This window comes from Rothia sp. HMSC073B08, from assembly GCF_001812975.1.
Taxonomy (GTDB): Bacteria; Actinomycetota; Actinomycetes; order Actinomycetales; family Micrococcaceae; genus Rothia; species Rothia mucilaginosa.
Genome location: NZ_KV811066.1, coordinates 1 through 17,355, shown reverse-complemented (window position 1 = coordinate 17,355; position 17,355 = coordinate 1). Strand labels below are relative to the sequence as shown.

Here is a 17,355-nt window from a genome sequence, read left to right as displayed (position 1 = left end):
AAGAGGAATCATGACTGACTCTGGCGCATACGGCGCTGATATGTATAGCGCTACTAACCCCGGTTCTGCCCCCGGCGCCGGCATGCTCACCCCCGCCCAGTGGTGCGAGCACAATAGCTGGCAGCTGCCCAATGGCGTGCTCTTCTCTGCTGAATCCGCCGCGAATGACCCCGCGCTGAAGCCTGCCGACTACCGTAGCGCCCTCGACATTGCCGAGATGCTCAACGGCGCCGACGGTAAGAAGCCGACCCCCGAGCAGGTCCGCATGATTGAGGCGGGCCCCGCCCCGACCCTCGTCATTGCGGGCGCCGGTTCGGGTAAGACCGCGACCATGGTTGACCGCGTGATTTGGCTGGTCGATAACGGTTTTGTGCGCCCTGAAGAGGTGCTTGGCGTGACCTTCACCCGCAAGGCGGCAACCGAGTTGCGCAGCCGTATGCGTGCGGGCCTGAACACGCTGCGCCGTAGCCGCCGCGTCGCCCCGAGCGATGAGGAGCTGCGCGAGGGCATCGCTGACCCGACCGTGCTCACCTACCACTCTTACGCGAATAACCTCGTCAAGGAGTACGGTCTGCGCCTGGGCGTGGAGCAGGACGCGCAGATGCTTGGCGATGCGCAGAAGTGGCAGCTTGCCGCGCAGATTGTGCAGTACTGGGAGGGGGAGCTTCCCCTCGATAAGGACGGCGTGCCGGTCTCTGCGGCGACCATGATTAACCAGATGCTGCAGCTTTCTGACGAGTGCGCGGAGCACCTGGTGGAGCCGCAACAGGTTATTGACTTCTGCACCGAGCAGTTGGCGGCGTATGCGGCGGTGCCCGATCCGCGCCGCGAGACGAAGACTGAGAAGGACATTCTGAAGGTTCAGCGTCTGCTGCGGAACCGCCGAGTGTACGCGCGTATGGCGATCAGCTACGCCCGCGTGAAGTCGCGCATGCAGGTGCTGGATTTCGGTGACCTGATGCGTTTTGCCGCCCGCATTGCGGAGGCTGACCCGGCGATTCGCGAGGGTGAGCGTGCCCGCTTCAAGGTGGTTCTGCTGGACGAGTTCCAGGACACTTCGCACGCGCAGATGAGCTTGTTCTCCTCGATTTACGGTGCCGATGAGGCGGCGGGTATTCCGGCGCATCCGGTGATGGCTGTGGGCGACCCGAAGCAGTCGATTTACGGTTTCCGTGGTGCTTCGGACGGTCAGATGTTCAGCTTCTACCGTCATTTCCCGACTAAGCATGTGCAACCGCTGTTCCTGTCCATCGCGTGGCGTAACGACATTTCGGTGCTGAACGCGGCGAACCACGTGGCGGAGAAGCTGAAGGAGGTTCCCGAGTGGGTGCGTGCCGCCGACGGCGATATTACCGCCGCTCAGGTTCCTGACCTGCGCCCGCGCTGCGCTCTGGTGGGGGAGCCGGGCTCACCCGCCTTTGAGCAGGCTGCCGCGGGCATGGTGGGGCGCGTTGATTTGACGTACCACGACTCTGACCGCGAGGAGGCTGTGGCTATCGCTGAGCGTATTGCGGCGATGCGTACCCAGGCGGTGCGCGAGTATGAGCGCGCCTACGCGGCGCATCGTTCCGGTGATGGTTCTGTGCATCCGCGTTTGAAGATGCCTGAGATTGCGGTGTTGGCGCGTGTGCACGGTCAGCTGGACCCGATTCGTGTGGAGTGCGAGCGTCTGGGTATTCCGGTGCAGCAGGTGGGTTTGGGCGGTTTGCTTTCCCAACCGGAGGTTGTGGATTTGGTGTCGGCGTTACGTGTGCTGGCTGATCCGAACCGTTCGGATGCTCTGGCGCGCCTGCTGACGGGTGCGCGTTGGCGTTTGGGCGCGGCGGATATGTTGGCGCTGGGTGATTGGGCTCAGTCGCTGGTGCGTGAGCGTGAGCGTGCCCTGCGCGAGCAGATGGCGTTGCGTATGCTCGCCGAGGCTGAAGACGCCGACGACGCTGCTGCTATCAACCTGCAGGCAGAGCACCTGCGCGCCGCCCAGGAGCGCCTGGACGAAACCCTCAAGGGCGCGGTGGAGGATTCCTCCGGCTACGCCTCCCTGATCGAGGCGGTGGAGAACCTACCGCAGGACGGCGCGGACGGCGAACCCCTCTACGGTGAGCAGTACCGTGGCCGCCGTTTCTCCCCGGCGGCGCTGGAGCGTCTGCGTGCTTTCGCCGAGCAGATGCGCGTGCTGCGTGCCGGTTTGAGTGAGGATTTGGGCACGCTTCTGTACGAGATTGAGCGGACCATGCTGCTGGATATTGAGCTGGCGGTCCGCCCGGGTACCGACCCGCTGGGTTCGCGCGCGAACCTGGACGCTTTCCACGAGGTGGCCGCCGCCTACGGCATGTCGGCGCCTCGTATTAACGCGATGATTTACGCCGGCTCTGACGGCGTGAGCGCGGAGGAAGGCGACCCGGGTGCGCGCCGCTTCCTGCTATCTTCGGGCGGCGTGAGCTACGTGATGGGCTTCCTCGCGTGGCTTGAACGTGCCGATGACGAGGAGAAGGGCCTGGCGCTGGGCGCTGTGGAACCTGACCCGAACGCGGTGCAGCTGATGACCATGCACGCCGCGAAGGGCCTTGAATGGGATCATGTGCTTCTGCCGGGCCTGTGCGGTAGTGCGACCGGCGGGCAGACCCCGAACCTGTGGCAGATGTCGGCTAATGCGGCTCTGCCCTGGCCACTGCGTGGCGACCGCGAGTACCTTCCCTCGATCCTTGAGACCCCGGAGGAGATTACCGCCTTCGAGAAGGCGAAGGACCTGGAAGACTACCTGGGCGAGCATAAGGATGATGCCGCCGAGCATGCCGGCATGGAGGACCGCCGCCTCATGTACGTGGCGATGACCCGTGCCCGTAACCTGCTGGCGATGAGCGCCTACCGCTGGAAGAGCGCCGCTATGCTCCCCCTGCCGGTGCAGCCCTTCTGGAAGGAGCTGCTGGAGATGCTCTTCAACCCGTTCGTGGGTCTAGATGCGCCCTCTATGCGTTTCGAAGAGACAATGGACACCCCTTGGGCGGCGCCGCAGCTGGTGGGTATGGGCCTGTCGTACACGATGCCGAACCCCGCCGATAAGCGCAAGAAGGTGCACCTGAACCATGTGCGCCGCTGGGCTGAGCAGCTGGCTGAGTCGAAGTACCGTCTGGTGGAGCCGGTGACCCTGGTGCACGGTACGGTCGTGGATCCCTCGAACCTGCCGCCTGCCCCCGATGAGGCGGCGCTGCTGGAAGAGCTGGAACTCTACCCCCTAGACGCCGACGAGCTCACCCCCGTACAGGCGGAGGCGAGCGCGAACGCTCGGGCAACCTACGCCGAGCAGGTGCAACGCTACGCGTGGGCGCTGGTTGAGGTCATGGCTCCCGCCCTCGCGCAGGATTGGCAGCTGGCGGCTCCTTCCGTACGAGCACGCACGGTGGCGGAGAACTGTACCCGCCTGAACCTGCCGGTGCCCGAATGGATTATCGAAGCCACCGAGCGGGAGAAATGGCGTGAGGCGCAACCGCCTCAGCCTGGTTTCTCGCCCACGGTGGCGGCGGCGCTGCCGATTGAGGTGCGCGGCCAGTTCGCCCAGAAGAACTACGAGGACAGGAACCCGAACATGGGTGCGGTGCTGACCGCCATGTGGCCTTTTGACCCGCTGGAGCGCCCCGTGATTTGGCGTTGGGCTTCTGACGATGCCCTCAACCGGGGCACGGAGGCGGTGCTTCGCCGCGGCCAGCACGAGCAGCTGGAACGTGAGATTGAGATTAACTCCTCGAGCCGTCGCGAGGCGGTGGAGCGTGCCGCACTGGCGGTGGAGCTCGCCGTCGGCGCGGGGGAAGATAACCTGCACCAGAGCGGGGATGTATCGGGGGAGAGCACAAGCCATCCTGCAACCGCCGCAACCGCCGCACCCGCTGTACACGGCGAGTCCGCCATTCCCGAATCCCTGCGCCAGCAGGCGGTGGACTGGGAACGCGAAGCCGACCTGCTACTGCTCATGATGGGTCAGACCGACCCGGTGCTGAGCGATCAGCTGCCGGGGCACCTGTCCGCATCCGCGTTCATTCGCCTGAGCGAGGACCCGCAGGGCACGGTGCATCAGCTGATGCGCCCGGTGCCTCAGCGTCCCTCACGCGCGGCAACGATTGGTACGGCGGTGCACGCGCTAATTGAGGAGCACTTCGGAGTGGCGCCGACCGCCGACCCGCTGGAGGCACCCGATGCGGAGGACACGGTGGGCGTTGACCTGCCTGGTTCCGCTGTCGCCTCCTCCAGCGCGCCCGTTGAGCCAGCAGATTCCTCTGATTCTGCAGATTCGGCTGACCTGCAGGAACAGGACGAGTTCACCTTCGAGGACGACTTCGAGGAGTCCGAGAGCGAACTGGACGCCTCCGTCCAGCGTCTCTGGGAGCGCTTCGCCACCAGCGAGTGGGGTAGCGACGAGTGGAAGGACCGCATCTGGGCGGTCGAGTACCCGGTCGAAACCCACATCGAGGGCGTAAGCCTGCGCGGCCGTATCGACGCGGTATTCCGCACCGAGGACGAGGACGGCGAACGCTGGGTCCTAGTGGATTGGAAGAGCGGCTCCCGCCCGAAGATGGCGACCATGCAGTCTCGACGTTTCCAGCTGGGCCTGTACCGCATCGCGTTCTCCCGCATTATGGGCGTGGACCCGGAGCGTATCAGCACCGTGTTCGTGTACCTGGGCGGCAAGGGCGTTGCGGAGGTGTGGGACCACCAGATCCGCGGCGGCCTGCCCACGGAGGCGCAGCTGGCGAAGGTGATTCGTGAGGCGCGCAAGGGCTAGGCAGCAAGGCTAAGCGGCAAGGCTAGGCGGCGGAGACATGCGCTCGCGCGTTAGCTTTGAGCCAATAACCGAATACAGAAAAGCAGCTCACGGAGGCATTGCGCCTCGTGAGCTGCTTTTCTGTGTGGACTTCTGCGGTTAATGGCAGAGAACGCCTCTTCACCCCACTGCATTAGGGTGATGAGGCGTCCTCAGCCGCTGAAGAACTATAGAGGTACTTCGTGCCCTCGCACGCTCCGGGAAAGAATCGCGCCGAACGACTGCCGCTCTCGCGGCCTCACTCGCGCCGCCGGCGCCCCGTGGGGTTTGCGTGCGTCTTTACTCTCAAACACAACCTCGAAAGTAACTCTATAGATTTCTGCCATCGGTGATTGGTTGCGCGGTGCATGAATCCGGCTCGGGTCTGACATGACCGGTCAGGGTCCCGTCCAATCTGTCTCCCCAATTTATCGCTGCCACGATATCAGCGCTGGTCAGTGCGCTATGGGGAGTGTGTCCGCTGGTTTTCTCGCGGCACAGCAAAAGTATTCCAGGAGTTTTTGAAAAAATCTACAGGGTAAGTTTTTACCCTAAAATGCACTATTTTGAGCATAGTTCAAGGTGGACTTGAGGCTCTGTGGACTCCCGAGGTCAAAAGTTGGTTCATGTGGGTTTGTGGCGTATTTGTGCCCGGGAAATATTGTGAATGGCACCTTTAGCGCACCTTCAAGTCTCAGCCTTAATCTGAGTCATTCATGCACAAAAATGCAAAACTGGTGCTCAAAAGGTGAGGGGAAACACTTAAAGAAATTTTGGTAAAAAGCCCACTAAGGCCCCTCCACTAGCCCTTATAGGCATCATCCCGTCGGTTTGACAGACAGTCAGGAGAGCTGGTTTCACCGGGTGCGAGGCAGCGGACATACAACCCAGCGGATATACAACCCAGTAGATACAGTTCAGCCCCGCAGTGCAGTACTGCGGGGCTGAACTGAAAACCTAGCTGAACTGAAAACCTAGCTGAACCGAAAACCTAGCTGAACTGAAAAACCTATGCGGCAGGTGACACCCTGGCTGACAACAACCTGGCGGCTACTTACCTTATGAGCTTCCTCGGCGGGACCGGCCAATATCTATTCGGCGGGGCCGACCAGCGGGCCGACCTCCTCCTGTCCGAGCAGTTCGCCGGAGGCACGCAGGTCGTCCTGAATGTCCAGGAGCATGGACACCGCGTGGGTTGCGCCGTCGCGGTCGCCGACCTCCACGGTGTGGGTGAGCCACTGGGCGATCGCGAACTCTGCGTAGAAGTTCGCGCGCTGCGCCAGGTAGGCGTCGGGCAGCTGAGGCATCTGCTGGCGGTACACCTCGATTGCCTCGTCGGTGAAGTCGATGTCCTGGCAGGAGTACAGCCAAGCGAAGTCCTGCGCGGGGTCGCCCACGTGCACATCGGACCAGCCGGTGACCTCCACGATGCGCGCCTCCGTAGGAGTCACGTGCAGTACGAGGTTCTCTGCGCCCATGTCGCCGTGGACCACACGCGGGCGGAACTGCCACATTGGTCCGGGGGAGAGCACAGCACGCCAGTGCGCGAGCAGGTCGGCGGGCACCTTACCGGTTGCGGCGGCACGCTCCAGCTCGGCGTTCTTGCGCAGACGAATCTGCTCCGAAGAGTAGGAGGGCAGATCGGCTTCGTAAATAATGTCTTCGGGCATCACGTGCAGGGTCGCAATGTCCTTGGCGATGATGGACGCCAGGGAGGGGCGGTTTGCCGCAACTTCGCGGCGGCTCAGCTCGGCGAGCTGGTCCACGTCGTAGATGGTGCCGGGGATGTGCGTGTACACGAACACGTTGCCGCCCGCGTAGGGTACGGTGCCGGCGACGGTGGGTACGGCGAAGGGCAGTCGGGCGCGCAGGCCGGGGCTGAACGACTGCAGGATGAGGTGTTCAGCTTCCAGGCGCATGCTGGCGTCGGGGCGGCGCGGGGCGCGCACTCGCCAGCGGCGACCGGTGGAGTCGGCGATGATTGCCGAGTCGAAGTCGTCGCTGTCTTCGCGGACCGGTTCGGCGCCGACGGGGTAAATCCCGGGCACTCCGGCGGAGACAATGGCTGCTAGCTGAAGGGGAGATAAAGTCACGGGTTAAGGTTACCAAACCAATGTGTGCCGTTTAGTAGTTTTTAGGATCTTTATGCCAAGTGGTGAAGATACTTGTGGACAAGCCTAAACGTGCTCGCCTGCGCTGCCTGTTGAGCTTCTACTTGCCCACTCCAAAAGAGGCGGGTTCCTCACGCCCTGAATGAAAGCAACAGCTAAGAAGCCGCGGCGGGTCAGGAGAACATAGTCTGGGAGAATACAATGGAAGACCGGCTATCACCGCCTCGCGCACCCGCATACGCACATGTCCGTATGCCCGCGCGAGCGTAAGCCGTCTGCCCGTACCGCCCGCCTTACTGATGGAGCATTATGACCGCCACACCTCAGCAGCCTCAGCATATAATCTCCGCAGACGATATCCTCGCCGGGCTTGACCCGGACCAGCGTGCGGTCGCCACCGAGCTTGACGGGCCCATGCGCGTGCTGGCGGGTGCCGGTACCGGTAAGACCCGCGCGATTACGCACCGCATCGCCTACGGTATTGCAATCGGCCGCTACCAGGGCCCGCGCGTACTCGCCCTGACCTTCACCCTGCGCGCGGCGGAGGAGATGCGTACCCGCCTGCACCAGCTGGGTGCGCACGGCGTGCAGGCGCGTACCTTCCACTCGGCGGCACTGCGTCAGCTGGCGTATTTCTGGCCGCAGGTGGTGGGCGGTACGTTCCCGTCCATCGTGCAGAATAAGGCAGCGCTCATTACGGAGGCGGCGAACCGTCTGCGCATCAGCACGGACCGTTCCCTGCTGCGTGATTTGGCGTCGCTGATTGAGTGGGCGAAGGTTCAGCTGCTCACCCCGGACACCATCATGCAGCGCCTGAGCGAGAAGCAGCTGCCCTCGGCGGTTACCCCGCAGAATATGCAGCGTATTTTCCAGGCGTATGAGGATTTGAAGGATGAGCGTAACCTCATCGACTTTGAGGACGTGCTGCTGCTGACCATCGCCATGTTGGAGGAGGACGAGAAGCTCGCCGCGACCGTCCGCAACCAGTACCGCCATTTTGTGGTGGACGAGTACCAGGACGTGTCCCCGCTGCAGCAACGTCTGCTGGATGTGTGGCTGGGCGGCCGCGACGATATTTGCGTGGTGGGCGATGCCTCCCAGACGATTTACTCTTTTACCGGCGCAACCAGCCGTTACCTGCTGGATTTTGCGCGCCGGTACCGTGGCGCGCACACGGTGAAGCTGACCCGCGACTACCGTTCCCATTCGCAGGTGGTGGAGTTGGCGAACCGCCTATTGGCGGCGCGTCGTCCGCATCCGGATTCGAGCCCGCATTCGTGGGCGCCGCCGCTGGAGTTGATGTCTCAGCGCGGCCCCGGCGTGGATGTGGAGTGGTTCGGCTATGCCGACGATGAGCAGGAGGCGGCCGGCATTGCCGAGGATATCCGCGACCTGATTGAGAAGGACGGCGTGCCGCCTGCGGAGATTGCGGTGCTGTTCCGCACGAACGCGCAGTCGGCGGCGATTGAGTCTGCGCTGGCTGCCGTCCACATTCCGTACCAGCTGCGTGGCGCGGAGCGTTTCTTTGAGCGCCCCGAGGTCAAGCAGGCGATGCTTGCCCTGCGCGGTTCGGCGAAGTCCACGGACGGTACAGAGGACGTCACCCGCTACACCCGCGATGTGCTCGGCGGCCTCGGCTATAAGGAGGAAGGCCCCCTTTCGGGAGGCGCCACCCGCCAGAAGTGGGAGTCCCTCGCCGCCCTGGTGCACATGGTGGACATGATGGCGCAGCACCGCCAAGAGCAGCTTCAGGAGCACCGCGCGAACCCGCGCCCGGGCGTGCCCGAGCCGCTACCTTTGACCATGCACGAGGTCGTGGCGACCCTGAACCACCGCAGCGAATTCAACGACGCACCGCAGGTCAACGGTGTAACCCTCGCCTCCCTGCATGCGGCTAAGGGCCTGGAGTGGGACGCCGTGTTCCTGTGCGGCCTGAACGAGGGCCTCATGCCCATCACTTTTGCGACCACCCCGGACGAGGTGGATGAGGAGCGCCGCCTGCTGTACGTGGGCATTACGCGCGCCCGCAAGTACCTGTGGCTAACCTGGACGATGACCCGCACCGTGGGCGGTCGCGGTCAGCGTAAGCGCTCGCGTTTCCTGGACGATATTGATCCGGCGAAGCGCCGCCGCAGGGCTGAGAGCGCCGGCTCGTCGTATAGCCAGGCTCGTTCGGCTCAGCCCTGCTCGGCTCAGACTCGCCGTTCGTCGAAGGGAAGAGGAGACTATGGCTCAGCGTTTTAAACGTGAAATTCTGCCCGCCACCGAGGACCGCCCGCAGATTGAGCTAGTCCGCTCGGCGCGCCGCACCCGCACCATCAGCATGCAACGCGACGGTGTGGATGAGCACGGCAACCCCGCCTACCGCCTGCTCATTCCCGCCGCGAGCACGAGCGAGGAGATTGACGAGCATATTGCCCGCCTGCTGCCGCGCATTCAGCGTCGTGCCGCGCGCCGTGAGCGTGCCACGCAGCTGACGGTCACGGACGAGTACCTGCGCTCCCGCGCCCTGCACCTGGCGCAGAAGAACCTGCCGGAGCTGGTTGCCTCGGGCAGGCTCGAGAAGCTGTCGATTCGCTGGGTGAGCAACCAACGTCAGCGCTGGGGCTCGGCAACCTACGCGAACACACAGATCCGCATCTCCTCGGAGCTGCAGGGCGTGCCCGAGTACGTGCTGGATTCGGTGATTCACCACGAGCTCTGCCACCTGTTGCAGCCGAATCATTCGGCGGCGTTCCGTGCCCTGGAGGCGCGCTACCCGCAGCTGCTGCGAGCACAGGCCTACCTGGAGGGGTACGCGCTGGGGCGCTCGCGTGCGGAGGGCGAAGGTGCTGAGAGCGAGCGCGACGAAAACAGCGCCGACTAAAGCAGACCCAAAAACCTACCAACCCACCGAAACATTCGAGCGGGGGTGGCTTGTACATTCACAAGCCACCCCCGCTCGACTGTCAGCTATTTACTTTCGCCGCTCAGTTTTACTTTGCTCTACTTTTCTTCGGGTGCGTCGCCGAAGCCGCCGTCCAGCAGCTTCTGCAGCTCCGAGTCGAAGTCCACGTCGTCCAGGCTGATTTCGTTCATGCGCGCATCGTATGCGGTGAAGTCTTCCAGCTCGGCGGGGGTGGGCAGGGTCTCCGGGGTGTCCCAGAGGCCGTCGCGCGCCTCAATGCCGTGGGAGTTTTCGTACCAGCGCCAGAACTGCTGTGCCTCACGCACCAGGCGCGGGCGCAGTTCCAGGCCGACCAGGTTCTCGAAGACCTGCTCGCTGGGGCCGCCGTCGATGCGGCGGCGCGCCATGATTTCGGTCAGCTGCGGTGCCTTGGGCAGGTTGCGGGTCGCGTCCTCGGTGACGACGGATACCCAGCCTTCGATGAGGGCGAGCAGACCCTCAAGGCGCTGTACCGCCAGTTCCTGGTCTTCGGTGCGCTGGGGGCTGAACATGCCGCCTTCGAATGCTTCCTGTACGGCGTCGGGGTTGCTCATGTCCACCTGGGATGCGGCGTCCTGCATGCGGTTCATGTCCACGCGGATGCCGCGGGCGTAGCGCGCCACAAGCTGGACCAGGTCTTCACGCAGCCAGGGGTTTGCCTTGTGCAGGCGGATCAGCGCGGATTCACGCACGGCAAGGTAGAGCAGGACCTCCTGCGGGGGCACCTCGATACTGTCGGCGAGCTGCTGATAGCCGTTGGGCAGCAGAGCGGAGGAACCGGGCGCGAGGGGGAAGCCCACGTCGGTGGAGGAGTACACCTCACCGGCGAGCTGCGCGAGTGCCTGTGCCATCTGCGCACCAAAAATTACGGAACCAATGTTGTTCAAGAAACCGCTGTTGAGAATCTGCGAGATCTCTTCGGGTACGTCTTCGGGTGCGCCGGGCATGACCATGGACTGGGTGACTTCGGCTGCGACCGGCTCGACCATTTCGCGCCAGGAGTCGAAGGAATGCTCAACCCATTCTGCCTTGGACCATGCCTGTACCGGGTGGTTGTGGCGTTCAATGGTGGTCACTGCGTCCAGCCAGAGGTCGGCGAGGTTCGCCGCGTCTTCTACGGCGCGCTTGAGGTTTTCGGGTACGGAGGGGTCTTCACCCTTGGCGGCGAGCATCTGGCGGGTCTGGTTCTTCACGTTGTCCCAGTTCACGCCGCTGGGGCTGTCGGATGCGCCCGCGCCGGAGAACATTGCCTGTACCTGCGCGAACATGCTCTGCATCATGGCGGGGTCGAAGCTCATGCCCATGTTCTTCAGGTCTTCGGGGTCGATGCTGATGCCGAAGGGGTTCTGGCCGCCTTCGCCGAAGAGCGCGCCGAAGGGGTTCTGCGCGTTGGAGGAGGCGCCCTTACCGCCCTGGCCGGTTGCCCCTGCGGAGGGGTCGAAGCCCTGCTCCTGCATCTTCTTAATGAATTCTTCGAGGGGGTCGCGCTCGTTGGAGGCGCCGCCGGTGGGGTTCTCAGACATGTAGAAGCCTTTCGTAATCCGGGGGTGGGCGTAGCTGGCCCGCTCGCTGTCCAGCCTACCGATTTTTGCTGAGAATTTCCCGTGCTGACTCTGTGGAGGCGGGTTAATCAGCTAAGGGCTCACAAGCTTGTCTTTGGGGTCGGGGTTTGGGAGCTTTTTCGTGCCGCTGTCACCGTCGGGTGCTGACACAGCGCGGTGCGGGTCAGAGCGTGAACGCCTCCTGGTTGCTCTATTTTTAGCGGGGTGACGGTGCCCGCCTGCGTGTTGTCACAGTGCCCGCCCGCGTGCTGAAAAGCCGGTTTATCCGGTACTGTAGAAACCATGACTAAGTCCACCCCCGATGCTGAGCAGCAGCCGAACGCCGCCTCCGCGAGCGTGAAGAGTAATGAGAAGGCGGCTAAGCGCCGTTCGCGTTTTGCGCCGCGCCGCGTGAACTTGCGTTCGGTCAGCGCTGTGGCGACGTGCGCCCTGCTGGCTGGTGCTTTTGTTCTGCCCAGCTCCTATGTGAAGGAGGGCCCCGGCCCGCTCTTTGATGTGCTCGGAACCTACCAGGAGAAGGACGTCATTGAGGTCTCGGGTGCGCCGAGCTATAAGACGTTCGGCAAGATGAACATGACCACGGTGTCGGTTTCGGGCGGCCCGTACACGGAGCTGTCCGGCGCGGAGGCGTTCTACGGCTGGTTGGCGTTTGACGGTAACCGCAGCCTCGTGGTGCCGACCGATGCCCTGTACCCGCACGTGAGCCATGAGCAGGCGACGGCGGCGACCGGCGCGCAGATGGCTGATTCGCAGACTCAGGCGAAGGTCGCGGCGATGCGCCAGCTGAAGATGGCGGTGACCGAGAAGGTGCAGGTGCTTTCCACGGTGGAGGGTTCCCCGGCGGCGAGCGCTCTGAAGGCTGATGACCGCATCGTGAAGGTGGGGGAGAAGCAGATTGAGACCCTCACCGATGTTCCGAAGGCGGTGAACGCCTCGAACGGTTCGCCGATTGACGTGACTGTGGAACGTGGCGGCAAGCAGCAGACGTTTAATCTGACCCCGGTTCGTGCCAGTGACGATAGCCGCTGGATTCTGGGCGCGGGTTTGAAGCAGAGCTATGACCTGCCGGCACACGTGCAGTACAACCTGGACGGTGTGGGCGGCCCGAGTGCGGGTCTGATGCTGGCACTGGGCACGGTCGATAAGCTGAGCGAGGGTACTCTGCTCGCCGATGAGGACGCCGGAGGCGACCCGTACCGCAGCTACATTTCGGGTACCGGCACGATTGATGCGAACGGTAAGGTCGGCGCAATTGGCGGCATCAAGTACAAGATCCTGGCGACGGGCCGTTACGGTGCGCGCTACTTCTTGGCGCCTAAGGAGAACTGCGATTCGATTGTGAAGATGCAGGCGCAGGACCCCGACCTGTTCAACTACTATCATGCCGGTCAGGTGCGCGGCACGATGGTGGTTGTGCCGGTGTCGACCCTGGATGAAGCGGTGAAGACGGTGGAGGCGATTAAGTCCGGCACCCCGGATGATTCCCTGCCCCGCTGCGGTTCCTAACGTAACGTTTCTCTCCGCGAGGTTCTCACCCGTATAGCGTAGAAGTCAGCCCCGGTACTTTACGGTACCGGGGCTGTTCTGCACCCTATTCTCTGTCCTCGTCTGCGTCTCCGTAATCCTCGCCAGCACCTCTCACCTCAGCATTTCGCGTCCCAAAACCTCTCAACCCGGTCATATTTCGCCCCGAACTTCTACGAGGTTCTGCCCTTCTGCTGTACCTCTGAGATACTTAAAGGCAGTTATTTTCTCTAAACGTATGATGAGCGAGGAATTGTGTCTGAGTCGACCAATAACACCGCGCATCCCAAGCCGAAGAAGTCAACGCCTAAGCGTCGTAGCCCCCTGCGGGTGACGATTGCTGTGGTGGCGGTGCTCATTGCTGCTTTTGTGGGTGCGTCCCAGGTGTACACGGACTGGCTGTGGTTTGATCAGCTGGGTTATAGCACCGTGTTCACTACCCAGATTTTGTTGAAGGCAGCCGTGTTTGTGGTGGCTGCCGTGGTGATTGCTGTGCCGCTGTGGGCTTCGATGTCCTACGCGGTCCGTCATGCTGATGTGGCGCCGGCGTCCGAGAAGGAGCCGCAGGAGGCGCCGAACCCGAATCAGAGCGTGCCGACGAGCGGCACGGATGCTGCCGAGCAGATGCTGCGTGATGTGTTTGGTCAGCAGCGTGCTGAGGAGAGCATGCGCCGCTACCACGAGAGCGTGGATAAGGCGCGTAAGGTTCTGCTGATTGTGGTTCCGCTGCTGTTGGGTCTGTTCATTGCTTCAGCGACGATGACTCAGTGGAGCACCGTCGCGCTGTTCTTCAATCAGCAGTCCTTCGGTAAGACTGACCCGGAGTTTGGTCTGGATTACGGTTTCTTCCTGTTTGCGTTGCCATTCTTCCGTATGGTGGTGACTCTACTGACCTCTGCTGTGGTGCTGTCGGCGCTCGCGGGTCTGTTCATGCACTACTTCTACGGCGGTATTAAGGTTCAGCCCGGTGGTGTGAGCACTACCGTGGCGTTCCGCCGTCACGCTGCGATTGTGGTGGCTGTGTTTTTGCTGACTCGTGCGGTGAGCTTCTGGTTGGACCGCTATTCGTCGACTCAGCAGCAGGTGGGCCGCTGGGCTGGCGCAATGTACACGGATGTGAACTCGTCGATTCCGGTGAACGCTATTTTGGCGATTTCTGCTTTGCTGGTGGCGATCATGTTTGTGGTGGCTGCTTCGATGAATCGTTGGCGTCTGCCGCTGATTAGCACCGCGATGCTGGTGATTGTTGCCGTGGTTGCTGGCGGCCTGTACCCGTGGATTGTTCAGCGTTTCCAGGTGGTTCCGAATGAGCAGGGCGCTCAGTCAAAGTTCATTCAGCGCAATATTGATGCGACCCGTTACGCGTACGGTCTGGACAAGATTGAGACCACCCCGTATGACGCGACGATTGATACCCGCGCCGGTGCGTTGAGCTCTTCGAGCGCGACCATTGCGAATATCCGCCTGCTGGATCCGAATGTTGTGTCCTCGGCGTTTGCGCAGATGCAGCAGTTCCGCCCGTACTACCGTTTTGATTCGCAGCTGTCGGTGGACCGCTATGCGGTGGGTAACACCACGCAGGATACGGTGCTGGCGGCTCGTGAGCTGAACCCGGCGCAGACCAGCGGCGATTCTTGGTATAACCGCCACGTGGTGTACACCCACGGTTACGGTGTGATTGCCGCCTATGGTAACCAGGTGGATTCTGCGGGTAACCCGAAGTTCTTGCAGTCCGGTATTAAGGCGACCGGTACCCTGAGCGAGGATTACGAGCCGCGTATTTACTTCGGCACGAGCTCGCCGGAGTATTCGATTGTGGGCGGTAAGGGTGACACCCTGGAGCTGGACCGTCCGCTTTCTGCTGACGAAACCAACGCCTCCGATGCGAAGTACACCTTCACCGGTTACGGTGGTCCTCGCGTTGATTCGCTGCTGGCTCGCCTGTCCTACGCGATTAAGTTCCAGTCCTCTGACATTCTGCTGTCGGATGCGGTGCGTGAGGGCTCGCAGATTCTGTACGAACGTAACCCGCTGGATCGTGTGCGTAAGGTGGCGCCGTACCTGAGCGTGGATTCTAAGCCGTACCCGGCGATTGTGAATAATCGCGTGCAGTGGATTGTGGATGCTTACACCACGAGCGATCAGTTCCCCTACGCGCAGGGTAGCTCCCAGGATGCGGCAACCGCTGCGGGTGCTCAGCGTTCTAACTCGGTGAACTACATCCGTAACTCGGTGAAGGCTACCGTGGACGCGTACGACGGTTCGGTGACCCTGTACGCGTGGGATGAGGAGGATCCGGTGCTGAAGGCATGGCAGGGCGTTTTCCCTGGCACGGTGAAGAGCTACCGTGAGATGAACGCTTCGCTGATGAGCCACGTGCGTTACCCGACTGACATGTTCAATATTCAGCGCACCATGCTGAATAAGTACCACGTGACGAACGCGAATAGCTTCTACGCCGGTGACGACGTCTGGTCGATTCCGAACGACCCGACCAATGATCGTAACCAGCCGATTTCGCCCTACTACCTGTCCCTGCAGATGCCCGGCGATTCTCGTGCGCACTTCTCGTTGACGACCACGTTCATTCCTCAGCAGAGCGATTCGAACTCTCGTAACGTGATGTACGGCTTCCTGGCGGCTAACGGCGATGCCGGTACCGGTAAGGATGGCGAGCGTAGCCCCGATTACGGCAAGCTACGTCTGCTGGAGTTGCCGCGTTCTTCGGTGGTTCCCGGCCCTGGTCAGGCTCAGAACATTTTCAACTCTGATGCTGAGGTGTCGAACCAGCTGAACCTGCTGCGCCGCGGCTCTTCCGAGGTGATTAACGGCAATATGCTGACTCTGCCGGTGGGCGGCGGCATGCTGTACGTTCAGCCGGTGTACGTGCAGTCGAGCGGTGACGCTAAGTACCCGCGTCTGCAGCGTGTGCTGGTGAGCTTCGGCGATAAGGTCGGTTTCGCTCCGACTCTGGAGGAGGCGCTGAACCAGGTGTTCGGCGGCTCCTCGGGCGCGAAGCTGGACGGTTCGGCGGCTAGCCCCTCGGCTTCTGCCTCCGGCTCCTCTGGTTCTTCGGGTGCTTCGACCGGAGGTTCTTCGGCTTCGCAGTCTTCGGAGCTGAAGCAGGCTCTGACGGATGCCTCGAAGGCAATGACCGATGCTGATGCGGCGATGAAGAAGGGCGACTGGGCTGCCTACGGTGAGGCTCAGAAGCGTCTGGAAGCAGCCGTGAAGAAGGCTCTGGAGGCTGAGGAGGCGCAGAGCACGGCGTCCGCTAAGGCTTCTGCATCGGCAGCGCCCAGCGCCTCGGCGGCTCCGAGCGCAGCGGCTAGCGCTAAGCCCAGCGCGAGCCCTTCGACTTCTCACTAGGATGCCTGAGGCGGCGGGGGAGTAGCGCCTACCGGCTGCCCATACCGGATGCTCACGGGCCGAATAATCAGGGGTCTAGCGTCCTCGCTCTAGGCTCTGAAGCTAGGTCCTGAAGCTAGGCTCGGGTGCTCGCCGAGCGTAGCTCCTGCTAGTTATCCGGCTGTGGCTATTCGACAGCGGCTAGCCGGTAGCGGCTACCTCCGGCTGAATCTGACGGAACGGGGTGGAAGCGTATTGCTTCCACCCCGTTCCTGTACGTTCTACCCCTGATACTGCCCACAGCCCCCGGTACTGCCCCGTAGCTCCTGGCACTGGCCCCTCACCCCCTGTTTTTGTGTGCTTGGTTACAAATCGTGATTTTGGCTTGCGCGCCCGGTTTCGGGTCTGTATAGTTATATGAGTCGCCGCGGGGTGGAGCAGTTCGGTAGCTCGCCGGGCTCATAACCCGGAGGTCGCAGGTTCAAATCCTGTCCCCGCAACCAGAAAAACCCGGTATCTCAACGAAAAGTCGCTGAGATACCGGGTTTTGTTTTGCCCTGACGAGACCGAATCCCTATGTTATTCCCTACCTTTCAGCCAAACTCAGGCCCGTCGTCGAGGTGGGGGGAGGGGGGACTATCACCCAACATCGAGGACTATCATCCAACGCCCCTTCGGGGCGTATGACTATCTTCGCTCGTGCATGATCTCGTGGGAGGGAGGTTGCAGAGGAGGATTTTCACCGCCTAATCGGCGTTGATACCGGCTGTTTACCGCCTGAAAATGCAAAAGCGGTATAGCATTTTCCCTCGTATCTCAACCGAATCCCAACCCTTTACCGCCTTCACCGCCTAAAACCGAAAACTTTTATATATACACACGCATATGTAGGAAGATGAACACTCGCGTGTACACTTTTTAGAAATTAGGCGGTAGAGGCGGCAACACACCATGTTTTGACTGATATACCAACGTTTTCGATATACCGCTTAGCCTCAAACAGGCGGTAACTAAGCGGTGAAAGAGTAGCGTCCCGCATAGTGGTGTAACCGTGTGGTGATCGGCCCGTTGCTTGTGATGGGTGCGGTCACC

The 17,355-nt window shown here is 62.1% G+C and carries 7 protein-coding genes and 1 tRNA gene; 6 read left to right on the top strand and 2 right to left on the bottom strand.

Features of this window, described 5'->3' with window-relative positions; genetic code table 11:
• The first annotated feature begins 10 nt into the window (after positions 1-10).
• Positions 11-4,774: an ATP-dependent DNA helicase gene (locus HMPREF2884_RS04980; RefSeq protein ID WP_070616104.1), complete on the top strand. Its 4,764-nt coding sequence runs from the start codon at positions 11-13 to the stop codon at positions 4,772-4,774.
• 1,109 nt (positions 4,775-5,883) lie between these two features.
• Here the strand turns inward: HMPREF2884_RS04980 and HMPREF2884_RS04975 are convergent.
• A complete protein-coding gene (locus tag HMPREF2884_RS04975; protein WP_049341877.1) occupies positions 5,884-6,885 on the bottom strand; it encodes a phosphotransferase in 1,002 nt (333 codons plus the stop codon).
• A gap of 327 nt (positions 6,886-7,212) precedes the next feature.
• On the opposite strand from HMPREF2884_RS04975, the gene HMPREF2884_RS04970 reads away from it, so the two are divergent.
• On the top strand, positions 7,213-9,147 hold the full coding sequence (locus tag HMPREF2884_RS04970) for an ATP-dependent helicase (protein ID WP_070616102.1): 1,935 nt from the start codon (positions 7,213-7,215) through the stop codon (positions 9,145-9,147).
• Positions 9,131-9,769 carry a M48 metallopeptidase family protein gene (locus HMPREF2884_RS04965; RefSeq protein ID WP_070616100.1) on the top strand — a complete coding sequence of 213 codons (639 nt, stop codon included), beginning with the start codon at positions 9,131-9,133 and terminating at the stop codon, positions 9,767-9,769. The genes HMPREF2884_RS04970 and HMPREF2884_RS04965 overlap by 17 nt, the downstream gene beginning before the upstream one ends.
• A 119-nt stretch (positions 9,770-9,888) precedes the next feature.
• Here the strand turns inward: HMPREF2884_RS04965 and HMPREF2884_RS04960 are convergent, their stop codons facing one another.
• Positions 9,889-11,352, bottom strand: a complete 1,464-nt coding sequence (locus HMPREF2884_RS04960) for a zinc-dependent metalloprotease (RefSeq protein ID WP_070616098.1) — start codon at positions 11,350-11,352, stop codon at positions 9,889-9,891.
• A gap of 321 nt (positions 11,353-11,673) precedes the next feature.
• On the opposite strand from HMPREF2884_RS04960, the gene HMPREF2884_RS04955 reads away from it, so the two are divergent.
• From HMPREF2884_RS04955 to HMPREF2884_RS04945, 3 genes are all read left to right on the top strand, one after another.
• Positions 11,674-12,897, top strand: coding sequence for a YlbL family protein (locus HMPREF2884_RS04955; RefSeq protein ID WP_070616096.1), 1,224 nt, complete (start codon positions 11,674-11,676; stop codon positions 12,895-12,897).
• Positions 12,898-13,170: 273 nt separating this feature from the next.
• Positions 13,171-16,284, top strand: a complete 3,114-nt coding sequence (locus tag HMPREF2884_RS04950) for a UPF0182 family membrane protein (protein ID WP_070616093.1) — start codon at positions 13,171-13,173, stop codon at positions 16,282-16,284.
• Positions 16,285-16,689: 405 nt separating this feature from the next.
• Positions 16,690-16,766 (top strand) — tRNA-Met (locus HMPREF2884_RS04945).
• The last annotated feature ends 589 nt before the right edge of the window (positions 16,767-17,355 follow it).

What these genes read in the sequence shown, in the direction of transcription:
- HMPREF2884_RS04980 (WP_070616104.1), top strand. Translation starts at nt 11, where the DNA reads ATGACTGACTCTGGCGCATACGGCGCTGATATGTATAGCGCTACTAAC.
- HMPREF2884_RS04970 (WP_070616102.1), top strand. Translation starts at nt 7,213, where the DNA reads ATGACCGCCACACCTCAGCAGCCTCAGCATATAATCTCCGCAGACGAT.
- HMPREF2884_RS04965 (WP_070616100.1), top strand. Translation starts at nt 9,131, where the DNA reads ATGGCTCAGCGTTTTAAACGTGAAATTCTGCCCGCCACCGAGGACCGC.
- HMPREF2884_RS04960 (WP_070616098.1), bottom strand. Translation starts at nt 11,352, where the DNA reads ATGTCTGAGAACCCCACCGGCGGCGCCTCCAACGAGCGCGACCCCCTC.
- HMPREF2884_RS04955 (WP_070616096.1), top strand. Translation starts at nt 11,674, where the DNA reads ATGACTAAGTCCACCCCCGATGCTGAGCAGCAGCCGAACGCCGCCTCC.